This is a genomic window from Pseudomonas sp. Nvir (assembly GCF_963778085.1).
GTDB classification, from domain to species: domain Bacteria; phylum Pseudomonadota; class Gammaproteobacteria; order Pseudomonadales; family Pseudomonadaceae; genus Aquipseudomonas; species Aquipseudomonas juntendi.
The window spans coordinates 5,596,287-5,614,639 of the sequence record NZ_OY970405.1 but is presented as its reverse complement, the minus strand read 5'-3'; the positions used below and the strand labels follow the sequence as shown (position 1 = coordinate 5,614,639).

The following is an 18,353-nucleotide window of genomic DNA, read 5'->3' as shown; positions in this document are numbered from 1 at the left end:
GGCCGGCATGTCCAGTTCATCCCTGAGTGCAAGCGCGGCCGCCAACGCCGCCCGCCGTGGCAGCGCCACTTCGCGGCGTATCCTGATCGGCCTTGGTTGGCTGGTGTTCGTGCTGTTTTTGCTGCTGCCCCTGGTCATTGTGGTATCGCAGGCGCTGAAGAACGGTTTTGGCACCTTCTTCGAGGCGATCCTCGAACCCGACGCCTTGTCGGCGCTGAAACTGACCCTGCTCGCCGTGGCCATCTCGGTGCCGCTGAACCTGGTGTTCGGGGTAAGCGCCGCCTGGTGCGTGAGCAAGTACACCTTCCGCGGCAAGAGCATCCTGGTCACCCTGATCGACCTGCCGTTCTCGGTGTCGCCGGTGATCGCCGGCCTGGTCTACGTGCTGATGTTCGGCGCGCAGGGCCTGTTCGGGCCGTGGCTGCAAGACCACGATATCCAGATCGTCTTCGCCCTGCCGGGCATCGTCCTGGCGACCATTTTCGTCACCGTACCGTTCGTGGCCCGTGAGCTGATCCCGCTGATGCAGGAGCAGGGCACGCAAGAGGAGGAGGCCGCGCGGCTGCTCGGCGCCAACGGCTGGCAGATGTTCTGGCACGTGACCCTGCCGAACATCAAGTGGGGGCTGATCTACGGCGTGGTGCTGTGTACTGCGCGGGCCATGGGCGAGTTTGGCGCGGTGTCGGTGGTGTCCGGCCACATTCGTGGCGTGACCAACACCCTGCCGCTGCACGTGGAAATTCTCTACAACGAGTACAACCACGTCGCAGCCTTCAGCGTGGCCAGCCTGTTGCTGATCCTGGCGCTCTTCATCCTGCTGCTCAAGCAGTGGAGCGAGAACCGTATTAACCGCCTGCGCCACGGCGCCGCGGAGGAATGACTCATGTCGATCGAAGTTCGTAACGTCAGCAAACGCTTCAACAGCTTCCAGGCCCTGGACAACATCACCCTGGACATCAACAGCGGCGAGCTGGTGGCCTTGCTCGGCCCTTCCGGCTGCGGCAAGACCACCTTGCTGCGCATCATCGCCGGCCTGGAAACCCCGGACCAGGGCAACATCGTGTTCCATGGCGAGGACGTGTCGGGCCGCGACGTGCGCGACCGCAACGTGGGGTTCGTGTTCCAGCACTACGCACTGTTCCGCCACATGAGCGTGTTCGACAACGTGGCGTTCGGCCTGCGCATGAAGCCCAAAGGCGAGCGGCCCAGCGAAAGCAGGATTGCCGAGAAAGTGCATGAGCTGCTGAACATGGTGCAACTGGACTGGTTGTCCGACCGCTACCCTGAGCAGTTGTCGGGTGGCCAGCGCCAGCGCATCGCCCTGGCCCGGGCACTGGCGGTGGAGCCCAAGGTGCTGCTGCTGGATGAGCCGTTCGGTGCGCTGGATGCCAAGGTGCGCAAAGAGCTGCGCCGCTGGCTGGCGCGGCTGCACGAGGACATCAACCTGACCTCGGTATTCGTCACCCACGACCAGGAAGAAGCCATGGAGGTGGCAGACCGCATCGTGGTGATGAACAAAGGCGTGATCGAGCAGATCGGTTCGCCGGGCGAGGTGTATGAGCAACCGGCCAACGATTTCGTCTACCACTTCCTCGGTGACTCCAACCGCCTGGCATTGAGCGAAGGGCACCATGTGCTGTTCCGGCCGCACGAGGTGTCTTTGTCGCGCCATGAAACCGAAGGCCACCATGCGGCCGAAGTGCGCGACATTCGGCCGTTGGGCGCGACCACCCGGGTGACCCTGAAGGTGGAAGGGCAGAGCGAGTTGATCGAAGCCGAAGTGGTCAAGGACCACGATAGCCTGACCGGCCTGGCGCGTGGGGAGACGCTGTTCTTCCGGCCGAAGGTTTGGCAGAAGGTGGCGGATATCTGAGTCGCGGTGGCTGATGCAAAGCCCGGGGTTGGTCCCGGGCTTTTTTGTGCCTGTGAGATTGCCGGGGCTGCATTGCCGCCCGTCGCGACGCAAGGCCGTGCCTGCAATTTTGGTTATTAATAAATAGCTTCTTATTCCTTTACGAACATAACCCTGTCCTTATACTGGCCTCCAAGCACGCAAACTTACTGGAGGCGTCCCCATGCGCAATGAGTCGATTCGATACCTGATTGTGCCGGGCTGGCAAGGATCGCCAGACAACCACTGGCAAAGCCACTGGCAGCGCACCCTGCCCAACAGCGCGCGGGTCGAGCAGCATGACTGGTTGACCCCGCAACACCAGGACTGGGTGCAGGCGCTGGAACAGGCGATTGCCGCCGAGCCCTCGCCAGTCATCCTGATCGCCCATAGCCTAGGCTGCATCACCGTCGCCCATTGGGCCGCGCAGGCCAGCCCGGCGTTGCTGCGGCGGGTGAGGGGGGCGTTGCTGGTGGCGCCTGCGGACGTCGAGCGGCCCGGCTGTGCGCCGGCGCTGCGCAACTTTGCGCCGATTCCGCTCGGGGTTTTGCCATTTCCCAGCCAGGTTGTCAGCTCGGACAACGACCCTGCCGTGAGCGTGCCGCGGGCGTTATACCTGGCCCAGGCCTGGGGTGCCGAAGCGGGGTTGCTGAGCAACGCCGGGCACATCAACGTCAAGTCCGGGCATGAGCGCTGGGAACAAGGCTTCGCCTACTTGTATCGCTTGCAAAGCCGGGTCGAGCAGCGCGCACTGCGCCGCGCCTGATTGGCCCCTGTACGCCCGGCCACCTCAGGCCTGGGGCGGGAGTTTTTTCATGACTTTTCAAAACCCGTTTAGCCAGCCGCTGCTGACCTTTCCTGAACTGGACAAAAGCCCCTTGAGCATCCGTGCCAAGGCATTGGTGTTCATCGACCCACGCTCGCAGCGGCTGCGCGATGAGCTTGAGCTCCTGGCGCCGCAACCCTTGCCGGTGCTGATTCGTGGCGAGACCGGTACCGGCAAGGAGCTGCTGGCGCGGCAAATCCACCGTACCAGCGACCGTAGCGGGCTGTTCGTGTCGGTCAACTGCGCGGCCATCAGCCCGACCTATGCCGACGCCGAGTTGTTCGGCTATAGCGCTGGCAGCCATGGCGGTACGGCCAGCAGCCGCGCCGGCTGGTTTGGCTCGGCCAACGGCGGCACGCTTTACCTGGACGAAATCGCCGACTTGCCGCTGGCCATCCAGGGCAAGCTGCTGGCAGCGCTGGAGAACCGTGAGGTGATGCGTGTTGGGGCGCAACAGCCACAGCCGGTGGATGTACGGCTGGTAGCCGCCAGCAGTATCGACCTGGCTCGGGTGGTGCGTGCCGGTCGCTTCCACGAGCGGCTCTACCACTACCTGCATGAAGGCGCGCTGGAGCTGCCGCCATTGCGCGAGCGGCCAGGCGATATCCTGCCGTTGGCCGAGTATTTCGTGGGTATCTACAGTGCCCGGCTGCAGCGCCCGGTGCCCCTGGTGAGCGAGGCCGCGCAGCAGGTGCTGGAAGCCCACCCGTGGCCGGGCAATACCCGCGAGCTGGAGAATGTCATTCACTTTGCCTTGCTGGTAAATGATAGCGACGAGCTGTTGCCCCATGACCTCGACCTGCCAAGACCGCTGGCTAGCCATGGCTCATAAGCAAAACCCGTAGTGACTGTATTTTTTGGAATAACTGGCGAAATAAAAGATATTGTTACGGAATAAAAATTCTAGGTATTGTCCGCCTCACGCCCACTGGTGAAGCGGTTGGGCAGCCGATTCGCCATCGCCGATGGCCCAGATTCAGAATAAGGACCACCATGAAGAAGACCCTGCTGACCACCGCCCTGGCCGCCGCCCTGGCGTTTTCCGGCCTGGCCGCCGCTGCCGAGAAACTGGTGGTTGCCGCTACCCCGGTACCGCACGCCGAAATCCTCGAGCTGATCAAGCCTACCCTGGCCAAAGAAGGGGTGGACCTGCAGATCAAGGTCTTCACCGACTACGTGCAGCCAAACGTGCAGGTGGACCAGAAGCGCCTGGACGCCAACTACTTCCAGACGCTGCCTTACCTGAAGAGCTTCAACGAAGGCAAGGGCACCCACCTGGTAACCGTGGTGGGCGTGCACGTCGAGCCGTTCGGTGGCTATTCGAAGAAGGTCAAGAGCCTGAGCGAGCTGAAAGAGGGCGCCACCGTTGCCATTCCGAACGAAGGGAGCAACAGCGGGCGTGCTCTGATCCTGCTGCAGAAGGCCGGCCTGATCACCCTGAAGGACCCGAAGAACGCCCTGGCCACCCCCAAGGACATTGCCGAGAACCCGAAGAACCTGAAGTTCCGCGAGCTTGAGTCGGCCATGCTGCCACGCGTGCTGGACCAGGTGGACCTGGACATGATCAACACCAACTACGCCCTCGAAGCCGGCTTGAACCCGGCCAAGGATGCGCTGGTGATCGAAGGTGCCGACTCGCCGTACGTGAACTTCCTGGTCGCGCGCCCGGACAACAAGGACAGTGATGCCATGCAGAAACTGGCCAAGGCCCTGACCAGCCCGCAAGTGAAGGCGTTCATCGCCGAGAAGTACCAGGGCGCCGTACTGCCGGCGTTCTGATCCGCCAGCAGTCATCGAAAAAACGCCGACGCCCATGTGTCGGCGTTTTTGCTTCCGGCCGCAGCGCCCCTACCAAAGCGCCATCTTGTAAGAGCGGCCTTGTGTCGCGATGGGCTGCAAAGCAGCCCCGGCAATCTCAAAGCGACATACCAACCAGAGCAATCACTGCGCCGGCACCAGCCTGAGCGTGCTCTGCGCCGGAATCACCCCCATCTGCGCCTTCTGATACTGCCCTTGCACATACCCCTCGGCCTGGTCTGCGTAATGCCGGTCGAAGGTCACGCCACTCTGCCCGACCGGGTTGCTGGTCAGCGCCTGCCCGGCATCGGCAAAGTCGATCAGCCGCCGCGTCGAGGGGCCGTAGGTGACCGGCCATGGCGCCGGGCCGATTTTCGCCGACAGGTTGTTCGGTACTTCATGTGTACCGGGGGCGGCGAATGGCCCAACGTTGAACAGCAGGTTCAGCGGCTTTTTCACCCCCAGGGGGTGGTTGTGGGTCAAGGTATGGGCCTTGCCCCACTGCCAGCGCGCCGGGTCGTCGCCCAGGGTGTCGCGCAGGTGCTTCAGGCTGTTGTGCCATGCCGTACGCACCACTTGGGTCCGGTCGGTGCGCTGGCTGCCACCCCGGGTATTCCACCAGGGCGAATCGGCATCCGCCGCCAGCCGTGGCAAGGCCGCGTCGATGGCGCGGGTACTGATCAGTACCGGGAACCAGGTATCGCCCAGTTCATCATGCAGGGCCGAGTAGGCCAGCTCGTAAAGGAACTGGTTGAACAGGGTGGCGCTGGTCGAGTCCAGCGGGTAATCGCCCGCCCAGGCGGCCAGTTGTTCCACCAGTTCCTTTTCCTCATCACCTTCGGCTATGGCGCGCAGGGTCGCCAGCAGCGGGGCCAGCGTGCGCGGGCCATAGCCGCTGGTGGTGTCCAGCTGTAGCGCCTGGCTGTTCTGGGTGTCCCACTTCACCTCAGGGTTGGCCAGCTGGCGATCGAGCTGGCGGCCACGATCGGGCAGGTTGTAGTACCCCGGTATCGGCACCGCCGCCGGTGGCTGGTAATTGGCCGAGACAATATAGCCGCGGGCCGGGTTCTCCTGCTGCGGGTTGGCGCTGAAGGGGTAGAAACCGAGCTTGTCGGCCTGGCTGCTGGCGCCGTCGAGGATGAACGCCGGGTCGACGCCGGCTGGGCGTATCGGCAACTTCGCTGCCGCCCACCAGCCGATATCACCGCGGGCGTTGGCCCAGACGAAGTTCAGCCCCGGCGCATGGACCTTGGCTGTGGCTTCGCGCATCTTGCCCAGGGAGTCGGCGCGGTTGAGCTGGTAGAAACCCTCGAGGATCGGGTTTTCGGTTTCGAGAAACGCCCACCACAGGGCTACTGGCGTGGTGCCGGCGATATTGCCCAGTACATCGTTGACGATGGGGCCATGGGGCGAGCGACGCAGGTTGAGGGTAACTGGCGCTTCACCCTTTACCGCAATCTGCTGCTGGGTGGTTTCCAGCGTGTGCCACCGGCCATCGACCATGACCTGGTTGCTGTCGGCCGGGTTGGTGCGTTCGGCGATCAGGTCGACATCATCGTTCTGGAACATGGTCAGGCTCCAGCCGAAGTCGCGGTTGTGGCCGAGCAGGGCGAACGGGTTGAGCGCCTGGAAGTAGCCGTACAGGTTGAAGCCGGGTGCCGACAGTTCGGCCTCGTACCACACCGCCGGTACTGCAAAACTGATGTGCGGGTCGCCTGCCAGCAACGGCCTGCCACTGCGTGTGCGGCTACCGGCGACGGCCCAGGCATTGCTGCCCTCGAACTGCGGAATGCCGGCATCGCCCAGTGCTTCGTGGCTGAGCCGGGCCAGGCCTTCGAGGCTGCGCCAGTCGGCCGCCGCCAGCGGTTTGCCCAGGGCCCCCTCGGGCTGCCAGCCCAGGTCAAAAATGTTCAGGTAGTCAGGGCCCAACTGGTCGCGGATGTAGGTCAGCGCCGGTTCGGTGCGAAACGCTGCGGCAAAACTGTACGCCAGGTAGCCGGCGATACTCAGGGTGTCTTCGGCGGTGAACGGGCGTGGGGTGATACCGAGGAGGTCGAACTCCACCGGCTTGGGGTGGCTGGCCTGCCAGCGGTTGACCCCGTCGAGGTAGGCTTGCAAAGCCAGGGCGGCCGGCGATTGCGGGTCCTGGCGCCTGGCCATCAGGGCGGCTTGCTCGCGTATGCGCAGGCTGCGGAACAGCGTGTCGGTGGGCAGCAGCTTGTCGCCCAGCACCTCGGCCAGTTCGCCACGTGCCAGGCGGCGCATGATCTCCATTTGAAACAGCCGGTCCTGGGCATGCACATAGCCCAGCGCACGGTACAGGTCCGCCTCGTTCTGCGCTTGCAGGTGTGGCACCCCGCGTCTGTCGTAGCGCACGCTGACCGGCGCCTGCAGGCCGGCCATCGCCACTTCGCCTTCACGCTGTGGCAGCTTGCCCTGTGCATACCAGTAACCAGCGCCAGCGGCCACGGCAACAACCACGGCCAGTAGGGTCAGGCTGCGCTTCATGCAGACTCCTTGAGCAATCTACGAAAAAAAAGGGTCCGACCTTGGGTGGATGCGCGAACGAGCACTGCCCCAGGAAGGAGTTTCCATGGCACTCAGCGAAAAACAGAAGATGCTTACCGGCCAGCTCTACCACGCTGGCTGCCCTGAATTGCAGGCCGAGCAGATCGCCAGCAAGCACTGGATGCACCGCTACAATAACAGCGTGGAACTGCTTAACGACGCCCGTCATGGCTTGCTGCGCGAGCATTTTTGCCATGTGGGCGAGGGCACCGTGATCCGCCCACCCTTCTACTGCGACTATGGCTACAACATCCGCGTCGGCCGCAACACCTTCATCAATTTCAACTGCGTGATGCTCGACGTGGTGCCGGTGTCTATCGGCGATGACTGCCAGATCGGCCCCAATGTGCAGATCTACGCCGCCGACCACCCGCTGGACCCCGACGTGCGGCGCAGCGGGCTGGAAAGCGGGCGCCCCGTGACCATTGGCAACAATGTGTGGATCGGCGGTGCGGCGATCATTCTGCCGGGTGTGACCATTGGCGATAACGCGGTGGTCGGAGCCGGTAGCGTGGTGACCCGGGATGTGCCGGCCGGTGCCACGGTGGTGGGTAACCCTGCACGGGTGCGTCAGCCTGCCCAAGGGCAATAGCAGCCAACCGCCAGGGTATTGGAGGCACTGACCTGGCGGCCGTCGAGCAGTGCCTTGAGAATAGGTTCGATGAAGCTGTTGCTGGCATTGCAGACAGCGCCTTCGCTGTAGGGGCCGAAATAGGCCAGGCGACCTCGCCGATCCCAGATGGCCACGCCCGGCGTGGCGGGCAGGTGTTCGCTACCGGGCAGGCTGCCCAGCGGTAGCAGCCCGGCAAGGTTGGCCGGCAATTGGCCATGGCTGCCGGGCTTTTGCAGCACGTGGAAGGCCACGCCCTGTTCGGCGAACTGGCTGACCAGGTCGCCTAGGTGTTGCTGGTTGCCGACGTTGCACGGGCAGGCCGGGTCCCAGAAGTGCACCACGCGGATCGGGCCCGGGCCGGCCAGCTCGGCGGGGAGCTGCAACTGGCTGCCGTCGAACAGCGTGGCCTGGTTGTCGAACGGGCGCAGGTAGCGGGCCTGGAAGGTGGTGTAGACCTGCCAAAGGGTGGCGGCGCAGAGCAGCAGTGCGAGGCTCATCAGGGCAGGTTTGGCGAGGCGGGTTTGCATGGATATCTGCTGGTATTTTTGTGGTGGGTTCACTGGCCCTGTCGCCCGCAAAGCAGCCCTCACAGGTTGTCAACGGCCTGAGGCCTGGTGATATCCCTGTGGGAGCTGGCTTGCCGGCGATAGGGCCAGTAGAGGTAATGCATGGCCGAAGCTTGCCACGATGCCGGCCAGAGCTGAATATCCCAGATCAATACTTGCTTCACTGTGGATGTACCCGATGCCCCCTGACTTTCAGCCCGACCGCCTGCGTGCCAGCCTGGCGCCGTTCACCGCGCGCCATCCGCTGTCGACTCAAGCGCAGGATTACCAGCGTTTCTATGGCCTGAACCTGTCGGCCCACAGCTGGCTGGGCGGTTTCCAGGCCGCGGGGTTCGAGTTGGTCGGGCAGGCTTGGCTACCCGAGCAGCCAAGCGCGACGCTGTTCCTGCTGCATGGCTATTACGACCACATGGGCCTCTATCGGCATGTGATCGAGTGGGCGCTCGGGCAAGGTTTCGCGGTCATCAGCTGCGACCTGCCCGGCCATGGGCTGTCCAGCGGCGAGCGGGCGAGCATCAGCGACTTCGCGGTGTACCAGCAGGTGCTGCAGGCGCTGTTCGAACAGGCGCGTGCGTTGCAGCTGCCGCAGCCATGGCATTTGTGCGGGCAGAGCACGGGTGGGGCGATCGCGGTGGACCATTTGCTGCACCAAGGTGCCCATAGCCCTGTGGATGGCCAGGTCATTCTGCTGGCGCCACTGGTGCGGCCATGTGCCTGGCGTTGGTCCAAGTTCAGCTATCGCGTGCTGCGCCATTTCGTCAATGGTATCGAGCGGCGCTTCAGTGAGAATACCAACGACCCTGCCTTCCTGCCGTTTCTCCAGGCCGACCCCCTGCAACCGCGCCGGCTGCCCACTGCCTGGGTGGGTGCCCTGATCGCCTGGGTCAAACGCATCGAGGCTGCGCCCAAAAGTACACGGCGGCCATTGATCGTACAGGGAGAGGCCGACGGCACGGTGGATTGGCCATACAACCTGGAGGTGCTGAAGGCCAAGTTCGCTGAGCCGCAGATCCTGATGCTGCCCGACGCGCGTCACCACCTGGCCAACGAGCTGCCAGGCATTCGCCAGCGCTACTTCGATTTCATCGACCAGCGCCTGGGCTGATCACCTCAGCTCGTTGCTGCTCTGGCCCACCGCCAGGCCGGCACGCACCGCGGCCAGTGCCGCCTGGTAGTAGGCCTTGCCGTCGGGCGACTCGGCAAAGGTGGCGAACTCTTCCAGCTCGGCGTCGGACAGGTCGCGGTACACGTACAGCAACGTATTGTTGAGGTCTTCGCCAATTTGCCCCATGAGTCGCTGGCGCTGACCGTCGAGCAGGCCTTGCGCCTGGCCGCCGCCGAACAGGCCGGGGATCATCGAGCTGAGGCTGTCGGCCGCCACGCCGGCGATGGCCAGGCTGACTTCAGCGCCAGCTTCGCGTGCTGGCAAGGCCTGAGCCAGGTGGCCAATGATCAGCAGGCGGTCATCGCTGGCCTGCATTTTCGGCAAGCCCTTGGCGTTTCTGGCCAGTTCATCCTTGCGCGTGGCCTTGAGCTCGGCGGCTACCACCTTGCGCCCCAGCGGCGACTGGAAGAACGCCAGGGCCGGTGCCGGGTTGGCCAGGCTGGCGCGCAGCTTTGCCTGGGCACGACGGTCTACCGCCTGGGCCTGGAAGCGCTGGTTGCTGTTGTCGACCAGCGCCTGGTACACGGCGGGCGGTAAACTGTTGCGGTAGCGCGCCTGGGCGGCGGTGAGGGCATCGTTGAAGTGGGCGCGCTGGTCGGGCCAGCCGGCAGCCTTGTACAGTTGATCCAGGTTATCTGCCCAGACAGGCGTGGTGCAGATCATCAGCAGAATCAGGGAAAACAGACGGCGCATTCAGGACTCCTGTCGGCAGGCGACCATTGTCCTTGGCCCGGCGCCGGTTTGTCGAGATATGTGCGTGTTTCTCGGCCAAGTGGCGCTGTGCGCCGCCAGGGCGAATGGATATGATGCGCGCCATGCATACTTCCCCCGAAAACCCGATGCTCGCGGCCGTCGTTGACGATCTGGCCACCCATGGCTGGTCCCAACAGGCGCTGTTTCTGCCTGTCGACCTTGCGCGCGCGTTGGCGGTCGAGTGCCGGCGCCGTTATGCCGAAGGTGAACTCAACCCGGCCGGGGTGGGGCGCGGTGATGCCCAGGAAGTACGCGAAACCATTCGCGGCGACCAGATCCAGTGGATCGACCCTGGCCAGGCCGAGGCTTGCGACCAGTACCTGGCGGCCATGGACCAGTTACGGCTGGCCATCAACCAGGGCCTGTTTCTCGGCCTGCAGGATTTCGAGTGCCATTTTGCCCTGTACCCACCCGGGGCATTCTATCGCCGGCATCTGGACCGCTTTCGTGACGATGATCGGCGCATGGTTTCCGCAGTGTTTTACCTGAACGAAGACTGGCAGCCGCAGGATGGCGGGCAGCTGCGCATGTTCCTGGCCGACGGTGCCGAGCCCCTGGTCGAGCCGCTGGCAGGTTGCCTGGTGGTGTTCCTGTCGGGTGAGGTGCCTCACGAAGTGCTGCCCGCCGGGCGCGAGCGCTTGTCGTTGACGGGCTGGTTCCGGCGGCGTGGCAATGACCCGTTCTGATTTGCCCAGGGTGCTGGTCAGCGCTTGCCTGCTGGGGCAGCCGGTGCGCTATGACGGTCGCACCAGCGGCCACCCGCACTTGTTGCAGCAGTGGCAGGCCGAAGGCCGCGTGGTGCCGTTGTGCCCGGAAGTCGCCGGCGGGTTGCCGACCCCTCGGCCACCCGCGGAGATACCAGGCGGGCAAGGTGGGCAGGTGCTCGACGGCAGCACACAGGTGATCACTGTCATGGGCGAAGATGTCAGTGCGCAGTTCCTGGCCGGCGCGCAGTTGGCGCTCGTACTGGTGCGGCGGCATGGCATTGGTGTGGCGGTATTGAAGTCGGGCAGCCCTTCATGTGGCAACCGCTTGACCTATGACGGCACGTTCAGTGGCGTGAAGGTGGCCGGGGAAGGGGTCACAGCGGCGCTGCTGCGGCGGGCGGGGGTGCAGGTGTTCAGTGAGCTGGAGCTGGACCAGGCGCAGCGGGCCTTGGGGTAGCCCTGCGCCGGCTGTGGAGTGAGTGTGGGAGCCGGCTTGCCGGCGATGAGGGCGGCACAAACCGCACAAACCTCATTGCCCGGCCGCAGTCTCCTGCACACCCTTGAACCACTTCTGTTCGAGCTCGGCCGTGCGGCCACTGTCCTTCAACCGCTGCAGCGCATTGTTAACGGCACTTTCAAACGCCGGGTTGTCCTTCTGGAACGGGATCACCAGCTTCTTCTCGCCAAACGGCAGGCTCGCGTCAAGCGGGCCGTCACTCTTGAGTGCTTCGCTCGCTGGGGTCAGCGCGACATCATACTTGCCGCTTTCCACACCTGGCAGTACCTCGTCCGCAGGCGCCTCGACAAATTCGGCACGCAGGTCGAGTTCGCGGGCCAGGTCCTGGCCAAACTCCACATCGAAACCGCTCAGCCGCTCGTCTTGCTTGAACGCATAAGGCGGGTTGTCGGCTTGTACGGCAATGCGCAGTTCGCCCCGGTCGGCGATTTCGTCGATAAGCTCCGCCTGGGCCAATGGACTGATCAGTACTGCCAGCAGTACCCCTATGGTCGAACGCATTGAAGGCCCCTTTTTCTTTTACAGGTGAGTAACTTTCGTCATGGCTTTATTCCTCGCCATGATCGAACGCAGCCTAAGACCTTGGCGCCTCGGCAATGTTTAACCCTGACTCAAATTTTTCTGTCAGGCAACGTGAACACCTTGGCGCATATTTCAACTAAGGTGAACTACCGCCGCTGTTGGATGGCAAGCTGCGGTCAATGAGTGAATCACAGGAGAAGTGAATGAACAGCCTATTTTCGCGTGCTGCCGTTGCCGGTTTGCTGATGGGAGCGTCGGTGTTGGCCAGTGCCGCAGACGCCCTGAAGAGCCAGGAGCCGCCCAAGGATGCCAAGGTCTTCATCGTTTCCCCCACCGATGGTGCCACCGTCGACAAGACCTTTACCGTCAAGTTCGGCATTGAAGGCATGGGCCTGAAGCCTGCCGGTGACCAGACCCCGCACACCGGCCACCACCACTTGCTGGTGGATGTGGACAAAGAGCCCGTCGCCGACATGCCGCTGCCGACCAGCCTGATGCCAGAGGCCGGCACCCCACTGCCAGCCGGGCCGCAGGTGCTGCATTTCGGCAAGGCACAGACCGAAACCAGCATTACCCTGACCCCGGGCAAGCACACCCTGCAACTGGTGCTGGGTGACCAGTATCACGTGCCGTTCAAGCCGAGCGTCGAGTCGCAGAAGATTACTGTCGACGTGAAATAAGTGTTGGTTTTTTCGCGGGCTCGCCCGCTCCCACCGGCAAAAAAAAGGGAGGCCACCAGGGCCTCCCTTTTTCATGCAGCAAGCAAACTCAGAACAGTACGCGGGAACGGATGGTGCCTTTGACCTGTTGGAGTTTTTCTTGCGCCAGGTCGGAGTACTCGGCGTCTACGTCGATTACCACGTAACCGACTTTCTCGTTGGTCTGCAGGAACTGACCGGAGATGTTGATACCGTTCTCGGCGAATACCTTGTTGATCTCGCTGAGTACGCCCGGGATGTTTTCGTGAATGTGCAGCAGGCGGTGCTTGCCTGGGTGCGCTGGCAGTGCCACCTCAGGGAAGTTGACCGAAGACACCGAAGTACCGTTATCGCTGTACTTGACCAGCTTCTCGGCCACTTCCAGGCCGATGTTGGCCTGGGCTTCGGCAGTGGAACCACCGATGTGCGGGGTGAGGATCACGTTGTCCAGGCCGCGCAGCGGGCTCTCGAACTCTTCGTCGTTGGAGCGTGGCTCGACCGGGAACACGTCGATGGCAGCGCCGATCAGGTGCTTGTCCTTGATGGCGGCGGCCAGGTGGTCCAGCTCGACCACGGTGCCACGGGCGGCGTTGATCAGGATCGCGCCCTTCTTCATCGAGCGGATTTCCTTCTCGCCGATCATCCACTGGGTGGAGGGCAGCTCAGGCACGTGCAGCGAGACGATGTCGGCCAGGCCCAGCAGTTCGTGCAGGCTGGTGACCTGTACGGCGTTGCCCAGTGGCAGCTTGGTCAGCGGGTCGTAGAAGTAGACCTGCATGCCCAGGTTTTCGGCCAGGACCGACAGCTGGGTACCGATCGAGCCGTAGCCGACGATGCCGAGTTTCTTGCCGCGAATCTCGAACGAGTTGGCTGCGCTCTTGATCCAGCCGCCACGGTGGCAGGAGGCGTTTTTCTCTGGGATGCCACGCAGCAGCAGGATCGCTTCGGCCAGTACCAGCTCGGCGACCGAGCGGGTGTTGGAGTAGGGCGCGTTGAACACGGCGATACCGCGCTCGCGGGCAGCTTCCAGGTCTACCTGGTTGGTGCCGATGCAGAAGCAGCCAACGGCGACCAGTTTCTTGGCGCAGTCGAAGATCTCTTCGGTGAGCTGGGTGCGCGAACGGATGCCAATGAAGTGGGCATCGGCGATCTTTTCCTTCAGCTCGGCTTCCGGCAACGAACCAGTGAGGTATTCGATGTTGGTGTAGCCGGCGGCCTTGAGGGTATCGACCGCGTTCTGGTGCACACCTTCAAGAAGAAGGAACCGGATCTTGCTCTTGTCGAGAGAAGTCTTGCTCATCTGCGTAAACCTGTATCCCGGAGAAAAAATGGCGAGGGGTGATGCCAGCCGCGAGGGCGGCCTTAGCATGAACAGCGGGAGCGCTATGCTAGCATACGCGACACAATCTGAGCTTATCCCGACAGGTGAAGAGTGCTCAGGGTGACTATGAATAAGTCGAGAGTTCCAGCGATGACCCACCCCGCTGCAATTGAAGAACTGATGACCCTTGTCGACCCTGGCAAGGTCCTGACCGACCCGGCATCCCTCGACGCCTATGGCAAGGACTGGACCAAGCACTATGCACCGGCGCCCAGCGCCATCGTGCTGCCCAAGACCATCGAGCAGGTGCAGGCCATTGTCCGCTGGGCCAATGCGCACAGGGTGGCGCTGGTGCCGTCGGGTGGGCGCACCGGGCTCTCCGCGGGGGCCGTTGCGGCCAATGGCGAAGTCGTGGTGGCCTTCGACAACATGAACCGGATTCTCGACTTCAATGCCTTCGACCGCACGGTGGTTTGCCAGCCCGGGGTGGTCACCCGCCAGTTGCAAAGCTACGCCGAAGCGCAGGGCCTGTATTACCCGGTAGACTTCGCTTCCAGCGGTTCCAGCCAGATAGGCGGCAACATCGGCACCAATGCCGGCGGCATCAAGGTGATCCGCTACGGCATGACCCGCAACTGGGTGGCCGGGCTGAAGGTGGTGACGGGCAAGGGCGAGATGCTGCAGCTGAACAAGGACCTGATCAAGAACGCCACCGGTTATGACCTGCGCCAGCTGTTCATTGGCGCCGAAGGCACGCTGGGTTTCGTGGTGGAGGCCACCATGCGCCTGGACCGCGCCCCGCGCAACCTCACCGCCATGGTGCTGGGCACGCCGGACTTCGACTCGATCATGCCGGTGCTGCACGCCTTCCAGGGCGGGCTCGACCTCACGGCCTTCGAATTTTTCTCGGACAAGGGCCTGGCCAGGATCCTTGCGCGTGGTGATGTGCCGGCGCCATTCGCCACCGACTGCCCCTTTTATGCGCTGCTGGAGTTCGAGGCCAGCACCGAGGCAGTCGCCAACCAGGCACTGGCCACCTTCGAGCATTGCGTCGAGCAGGGCTGGGTACTGGACGGGGTGATGAGCCAGAGCGAAACCCAGCTGAAAAACCTGTGGAAGCTGCGTGAGTACCTGTCGGAAACCATCTCGCACTGGACCCCGTACAAGAACGATATTTCAGTCACGGTCTCGAAAGTACCGGCGTTTCTGCGCGATATCGATGCCATCGTGGCCGAGCATTACCCGGATTACGAAGTGGTGTGGTACGGCCATATCGGCGATGGCAACCTGCACCTGAACATCCTCAAGCCTGAGCACATGGACAAAGACGCGTTCTTTGCCTCGTGCGCCAAGGTCAACAAGTGGGTGTTCGAGATCGTCGAACGCTACAACGGCTCGATCTCTGCCGAGCACGGCGTAGGCATGACCAAGCGCGACTACCTGGGCTACAGCCGCTCGGCCGAAGAAATTGCCTGCATGAAGGCGATTAAGGCCGTGTTTGACCCTAACGGCATCATGAATCCGGGTAAGATCTTCGCTCCTGAATAAAAAGCAGCATGCAAAGGAGTCGGCCATGAGTTACCAGCACCAGTATGTAGACGGCACGCGCATCCACTTCCCATTGGGCAAGGTGGTGTGCATTGGCCGTAACTATGCCGAACACGCCAAGGAACTGGACAACCCGATCCCCAGCGAACCGCTGCTGTTCATCAAGCCCGGCAGTTGCGTGGTCGCCGCGCAAGGCGGCTTCAAGATCCCGACCGAGCGCGGTTCGGTGCATTACGAGGCAGAAATCGCCGTGTTGCTGGGCAAGTCACTGTCCACGCACCCCAGCGAGGAAGAGGTGCTGGACGCCATATCCGGCTACGCCCCGGCCCTGGACCTGACCCTGCGCGACGTGCAGGCCAAACTGAAGGAAAAAGGCCTGCCATGGGAGCTGGCCAAGAGCTTCGACGGTGCCTGCGTACTGCCGCCGTTCGTCTCGGCTGCCAGCTTCCCGGACGTGACCGACATCCCGGTACGGCTGACGGTGAACGGCGAAGTACGCCAGGACGGCAACAGCGCAATGATGCTCAACCCGATCGTGCCGATGATTCAGCACATGGCCGCGCATTTTTCGCTGCTGGCGGGGGATGTGATCCTCACCGGCACCCCGGCGGGCGTGGGGCCGTTCAATGTCGGTGACGAGCTGGTGCTGGAGCTGCCGGGTGTCAGCCGCTTCGAAAGCCGGGTGCTCTGAGCCCTGTGGGAGCGGCCTTGCGTCGCGAAAGGGCCGCAGAGCGGCCCCGGCAATAGGTGCTTGACGCATGAATCCCGGGGGCGCTTGGTACCCCTTTCGCGACACAAGGCCGCTCCCACAAAGAATGCGCGTCCAGGCAGGATTTGGCGTTTTTTTCACACCCAATGCGGATAATGCGCGCATCTACGCCCACTGCTCCAGGACCCCTGCATGCCATCCCACCCCAACGCCCCGGCAACCCCCAAGCGTCGTTTCTACCTGCGCTGGCCCTTTGGCCTGGCGGTGGCGGCGGTGATTGGCTACGGCGTGGCCATGGCGATGCACTGGGATGACCGTGGTGCGCTGTGGCTGAAGGAAGGCTTCGAAAGCCGGGCCGAGCGCAGCGAAAGCGTATGGCTGCCGGATTACCAGGTAGACATCGATGCCAAGCCGCTGCCGGGCATGGACGATGACGAAGCGTCGGACGTGGCGTTCAACCCGCAGACCCGGACGCTGTTCGCGGTCATGGGCAAGAACCCGTTCCTGGTCGAACTGAGCCTGGACGGCGATGTGCTGCGCAAGATCCCGCTCAACGGCTGGAACAACCCGGAAGGCGTTGCCGTGCTGGAAGACGGTTACCTGGCCATCACCGACGAGCGCCTGCATGACCTGACCCTGGTCAAGGTGGACGGGCACACGGCGGTGCTCAACCACGCCGACTTCAAAAGCTATGACCTGGGGCAGTCGGTGAAAAGCAACAAAGGCTTCGAGGCTGTCGCCTGGGACCCGCTGCACCAGCGCCTGGTCATCGGCGAGGAGCGCCCGCCCAAGCTGTACACCTGGAACACCGATGGCCGCAGCCAGCTCAAGGGCGACAAGCAGCCGCTGCCAAGCGATCAGCTCGACTTGCGCAACCTCTCGGCGCTGGGTGTCGACCCGCGTACAGGCCACCTGTTGGTATTGTCGGCCGACTCCAACATGCTGCTGGAGCTGGACCAGCAGGGGCAGCAGGTCAGCTTCATGACTTTGCTCGGCGGGTTCAATGGCCTGCAGGGCACCATCCCGCGGGCCGAGGGGGTGGCGATGGACGACCAGGGCAACCTGTACATGGTCAGTGAACCGGCATTGTTCTATCGCTTCAGAAAACCCTGAGCCAACAATCCGCTTTTTCGGATGCTGGCATTAAGCTTTATTTCAGTCATTCATGGTTAGATTCGCCATCCTTGTGCCGAGTCTGCCCGTATGCGTGGTTTTGTTCGTCTATCCCTTGTAATAGCCGTTGTCTGCCTGTGCCTGCTCGGCTGGGCCGGGCATGAGTTCCGCCTTTACGAGCGCGCCTGGTTCAACCTCAAGACCTGGTGGCAGCCCGCCGAGCAGAGCATGGGCCTGGAGCGCTACCGGGTGGTGCTGGAAGCGCAGCCTATCGAAGGGTTGAACGACGATATATCGGCGCTGACCTACGACCCTGACCGCAAGACCCTGTTTACCGTCACCAACGCCCGTTCGGAGTTGATCGAGCTGTCGCTGGACGGGCGCATCCTGCGCCGCGTGCCGCTGACGGGCTTCGGCGACCCGGAGGCCGTGGAGTATGTCGGGCCAAACAGCTATGTGATTTCCGACGAGCGTCAGCAACGGCTGATCCGGGTGCGCCTGGACGACGACACGTTGTTCCTCGATGCCGGCGATGCCGAGCAGCTCAGCCTGGGCATTGGCCTGAACGGCAACAAAGGCTTCGAAGGCCTGGCCTACGACTCAGCGGGCAAGCGCCTGTTCGTGGCCAAGGAACGCGACCCGATGCTGATCTACGAGGTCCATGGCTTCCCGCATGACAACCCGGAAAGGCCCTATGCCGTGCATGTAGTACAGGACCGCAAGCGCGATTCACGGTTGTTCGTGCGGGACTTGTCGAGCTTGCAGTTCGATGAGCGCAGTGGGCACCTGCTGGCATTGTCCGACGAGTCGCGGCTGTTGCTGGAGCTGGATATCGAGGGCAGGCCGCTGAGTACCCTGTCGCTGCGCAAGGGCTACCAGGGCTTGCAGGCGACCGTACCGCAGGCGGAGGGGATTGCGATGGACGAGGCGGGAACCCTTTATCTGGTCAGTGAGCCGAACCTGTTCTATATGTTCAAGCAGCCGGCTGACTGATCGTCTGTCAGGGCCCTTCGCGGGTAAACCCGCACGGGGATCGCAT

Annotated in this window: 19 protein-coding genes; 14 read left to right on the top strand and 5 right to left on the bottom strand. The window is 63.1% G+C overall.

Going from position 1 to position 18,353, the window contains the following annotated elements:
• Window positions 1-7: 7 nt before the first annotated feature.
• The 5 genes from cysW to AACG97_RS26770 all read left to right on the top strand — a co-directional run bounded on the left by cysW (window position 8) and on the right by AACG97_RS26770 (window position 4,496).
• Window positions 8-880, top strand: coding sequence for a sulfate ABC transporter permease subunit CysW (gene cysW / locus AACG97_RS26790; protein ID WP_009683703.1), 873 nt, complete (start codon window positions 8-10; stop codon window positions 878-880).
• 3 nt (window positions 881-883) lie between these two features.
• Complete coding sequence (locus tag AACG97_RS26785; protein WP_009683702.1) at window positions 884-1,873, top strand: sulfate/molybdate ABC transporter ATP-binding protein; 990 nt, start codon at window positions 884-886, stop codon at window positions 1,871-1,873.
• A 202-nt stretch (window positions 1,874-2,075) separates the two neighbouring features.
• Window positions 2,076-2,657 (top strand): alpha/beta hydrolase, encoded by a 582-nt coding sequence (locus tag AACG97_RS26780; RefSeq protein WP_029887963.1) that lies wholly within the window; start codon window positions 2,076-2,078, stop codon window positions 2,655-2,657.
• Window positions 2,658-2,706: 49 nt separating this feature from the next.
• Window positions 2,707-3,549 (top strand): sigma 54-interacting transcriptional regulator, encoded by an 843-nt coding sequence (locus tag AACG97_RS26775; protein ID WP_197886451.1) that lies wholly within the window; start codon window positions 2,707-2,709, stop codon window positions 3,547-3,549.
• A 161-nt stretch (window positions 3,550-3,710) separates the two neighbouring features.
• Complete coding sequence (locus tag AACG97_RS26770) at window positions 3,711-4,496, top strand: MetQ/NlpA family ABC transporter substrate-binding protein (protein WP_029887965.1); 786 nt, start codon at window positions 3,711-3,713, stop codon at window positions 4,494-4,496.
• 162 nt (window positions 4,497-4,658) lie between these two features.
• On the opposite strand, the gene AACG97_RS26765 is transcribed toward AACG97_RS26770, so the two are convergent.
• The gene (locus AACG97_RS26765) at window positions 4,659-7,022 is read right to left on the bottom strand and encodes a penicillin acylase family protein (RefSeq protein ID WP_197886397.1); all 2,364 of its coding nucleotides are present in this window, start codon (window positions 7,020-7,022) and stop codon (window positions 4,659-4,661) included.
• An 85-nt stretch (window positions 7,023-7,107) separates the two neighbouring features.
• Here AACG97_RS26765 and AACG97_RS26760 point away from each other — a divergent pair, with 85 nt between their 5' ends.
• A complete protein-coding gene (locus tag AACG97_RS26760; RefSeq protein WP_115295032.1) occupies window positions 7,108-7,674 on the top strand; it encodes a sugar O-acetyltransferase in 567 nt (188 codons plus the stop codon).
• Here AACG97_RS26760 and AACG97_RS26755 read toward each other — a convergent pair.
• Window positions 7,653-8,222, bottom strand: a complete 570-nt coding sequence (locus AACG97_RS26755) for a DUF6436 domain-containing protein (RefSeq protein WP_047150071.1) — start codon at window positions 8,220-8,222, stop codon at window positions 7,653-7,655. The two genes, AACG97_RS26760 and AACG97_RS26755, sit on opposite strands and share 22 nt — an antisense overlap.
• A gap of 217 nt (window positions 8,223-8,439) precedes the next feature.
• Here AACG97_RS26755 and AACG97_RS26750 point away from each other — a divergent pair, with 217 nt between their 5' ends.
• Window positions 8,440-9,366 (top strand): alpha/beta hydrolase, encoded by a 927-nt coding sequence (locus AACG97_RS26750; RefSeq protein WP_197886398.1) that lies wholly within the window; start codon window positions 8,440-8,442, stop codon window positions 9,364-9,366.
• Here the strand turns inward: AACG97_RS26750 and AACG97_RS26745 are convergent, their stop codons facing one another.
• Window positions 9,367-10,119 carry a DUF2059 domain-containing protein gene (locus tag AACG97_RS26745; protein ID WP_029887612.1) on the bottom strand — a complete coding sequence of 251 codons (753 nt, stop codon included), beginning with the start codon at window positions 10,117-10,119 and terminating at the stop codon, window positions 9,367-9,369.
• Between the two features lie 113 nt (window positions 10,120-10,232).
• On the opposite strand from AACG97_RS26745, the gene AACG97_RS26740 reads away from it, so the two are divergent.
• Window positions 10,233-10,865, top strand: coding sequence for a 2OG-Fe(II) oxygenase (locus tag AACG97_RS26740; protein WP_054913349.1), 633 nt, complete (start codon window positions 10,233-10,235; stop codon window positions 10,863-10,865).
• Window positions 10,852-11,343, top strand: a complete 492-nt coding sequence (locus AACG97_RS26735) for a DUF523 domain-containing protein (RefSeq protein WP_009683690.1) — start codon at window positions 10,852-10,854, stop codon at window positions 11,341-11,343. The genes AACG97_RS26740 and AACG97_RS26735 overlap by 14 nt, the downstream gene beginning before the upstream one ends.
• A gap of 72 nt (window positions 11,344-11,415) precedes the next feature.
• Here AACG97_RS26735 and AACG97_RS26730 read toward each other — a convergent pair whose 3' ends face one another.
• Window positions 11,416-11,904 (bottom strand): transporter substrate-binding domain-containing protein, encoded by a 489-nt coding sequence (locus tag AACG97_RS26730; protein ID WP_009683689.1) that lies wholly within the window; start codon window positions 11,902-11,904, stop codon window positions 11,416-11,418.
• 224 nt (window positions 11,905-12,128) lie between these two features.
• Between AACG97_RS26730 and AACG97_RS26725 the strand changes: the two genes are divergently transcribed.
• On the top strand, window positions 12,129-12,605 hold the full coding sequence (locus AACG97_RS26725) for a DUF4399 domain-containing protein (RefSeq protein WP_197886400.1): 477 nt from the start codon (window positions 12,129-12,131) through the stop codon (window positions 12,603-12,605).
• 88 nt (window positions 12,606-12,693) lie between these two features.
• Here the strand turns inward: AACG97_RS26725 and serA are convergent, their stop codons facing one another.
• Window positions 12,694-13,923, bottom strand: a complete 1,230-nt coding sequence (serA, locus tag AACG97_RS26720; protein ID WP_009683687.1) for a phosphoglycerate dehydrogenase — start codon at window positions 13,921-13,923, stop codon at window positions 12,694-12,696.
• A 171-nt stretch (window positions 13,924-14,094) separates the two neighbouring features.
• On the opposite strand from serA, the gene AACG97_RS26715 reads away from it, so the two are divergent.
• From AACG97_RS26715 to AACG97_RS26700, 4 genes are all read left to right on the top strand, one after another.
• The gene (locus tag AACG97_RS26715; RefSeq protein ID WP_197886401.1) at window positions 14,095-15,492 is read left to right on the top strand and encodes an FAD-binding oxidoreductase; all 1,398 of its coding nucleotides are present in this window, start codon (window positions 14,095-14,097) and stop codon (window positions 15,490-15,492) included.
• A 25-nt stretch (window positions 15,493-15,517) separates the two neighbouring features.
• Window positions 15,518-16,183 (top strand): fumarylacetoacetate hydrolase family protein, encoded by a 666-nt coding sequence (locus AACG97_RS26710; RefSeq protein WP_009683685.1) that lies wholly within the window; start codon window positions 15,518-15,520, stop codon window positions 16,181-16,183.
• A gap of 210 nt (window positions 16,184-16,393) precedes the next feature.
• Window positions 16,394-17,314 carry an SdiA-regulated domain-containing protein gene (locus tag AACG97_RS26705; protein WP_197886402.1) on the top strand — a complete coding sequence of 307 codons (921 nt, stop codon included), beginning with the start codon at window positions 16,394-16,396 and terminating at the stop codon, window positions 17,312-17,314.
• A gap of 90 nt (window positions 17,315-17,404) precedes the next feature.
• Window positions 17,405-18,307, top strand: coding sequence for an SdiA-regulated domain-containing protein (locus AACG97_RS26700; protein ID WP_115295019.1), 903 nt, complete (start codon window positions 17,405-17,407; stop codon window positions 18,305-18,307).
• Window positions 18,308-18,353: the final 46 nt, after the last annotated feature.

Excerpts from the sequence above, each read along its gene's own strand:
- AACG97_RS26780 (WP_029887963.1), top strand. The coding sequence starts at position 2,076 with ATGCGCAATGAGTCGATTCGATACCTGATTGTGCCGGGCTGGCAAGGA.
- AACG97_RS26740 (WP_054913349.1), top strand. The coding sequence starts at position 10,233 with ATGCGCGCCATGCATACTTCCCCCGAAAACCCGATGCTCGCGGCCGTC.
- AACG97_RS26760 (WP_115295032.1), top strand. The coding sequence starts at position 7,108 with ATGGCACTCAGCGAAAAACAGAAGATGCTTACCGGCCAGCTCTACCAC.
- AACG97_RS26735 (WP_009683690.1), top strand. The coding sequence starts at position 10,852 with ATGACCCGTTCTGATTTGCCCAGGGTGCTGGTCAGCGCTTGCCTGCTG.
- AACG97_RS26725 (WP_197886400.1), top strand. The coding sequence starts at position 12,129 with ATGAACAGCCTATTTTCGCGTGCTGCCGTTGCCGGTTTGCTGATGGGA.
- AACG97_RS26785 (WP_009683702.1), top strand. The coding sequence starts at position 884 with ATGTCGATCGAAGTTCGTAACGTCAGCAAACGCTTCAACAGCTTCCAG.
- AACG97_RS26730 (WP_009683689.1), bottom strand. The coding sequence starts at position 11,904 with ATGCGTTCGACCATAGGGGTACTGCTGGCAGTACTGATCAGTCCATTG.
- AACG97_RS26710 (WP_009683685.1), top strand. The coding sequence starts at position 15,518 with ATGAGTTACCAGCACCAGTATGTAGACGGCACGCGCATCCACTTCCCA.
- AACG97_RS26770 (WP_029887965.1), top strand. The coding sequence starts at position 3,711 with ATGAAGAAGACCCTGCTGACCACCGCCCTGGCCGCCGCCCTGGCGTTT.
- AACG97_RS26700 (WP_115295019.1), top strand. The coding sequence starts at position 17,405 with ATGCGTGGTTTTGTTCGTCTATCCCTTGTAATAGCCGTTGTCTGCCTG.
- AACG97_RS26705 (WP_197886402.1), top strand. The coding sequence starts at position 16,394 with ATGCCATCCCACCCCAACGCCCCGGCAACCCCCAAGCGTCGTTTCTAC.
- AACG97_RS26775 (WP_197886451.1), top strand. The coding sequence starts at position 2,707 with ATGACTTTTCAAAACCCGTTTAGCCAGCCGCTGCTGACCTTTCCTGAA.
- AACG97_RS26765 (WP_197886397.1), bottom strand. The coding sequence starts at position 7,022 with ATGAAGCGCAGCCTGACCCTACTGGCCGTGGTTGTTGCCGTGGCCGCT.
- AACG97_RS26750 (WP_197886398.1), top strand. The coding sequence starts at position 8,440 with ATGCCCCCTGACTTTCAGCCCGACCGCCTGCGTGCCAGCCTGGCGCCG.
- serA (WP_009683687.1), bottom strand. The coding sequence starts at position 13,923 with ATGAGCAAGACTTCTCTCGACAAGAGCAAGATCCGGTTCCTTCTTCTT.
- AACG97_RS26755 (WP_047150071.1), bottom strand. The coding sequence starts at position 8,222 with ATGCAAACCCGCCTCGCCAAACCTGCCCTGATGAGCCTCGCACTGCTG.
- cysW (WP_009683703.1), top strand. The coding sequence starts at position 8 with ATGTCCAGTTCATCCCTGAGTGCAAGCGCGGCCGCCAACGCCGCCCGC.
- AACG97_RS26715 (WP_197886401.1), top strand. The coding sequence starts at position 14,095 with ATGACCCACCCCGCTGCAATTGAAGAACTGATGACCCTTGTCGACCCT.
- AACG97_RS26745 (WP_029887612.1), bottom strand. The coding sequence starts at position 10,119 with ATGCGCCGTCTGTTTTCCCTGATTCTGCTGATGATCTGCACCACGCCT.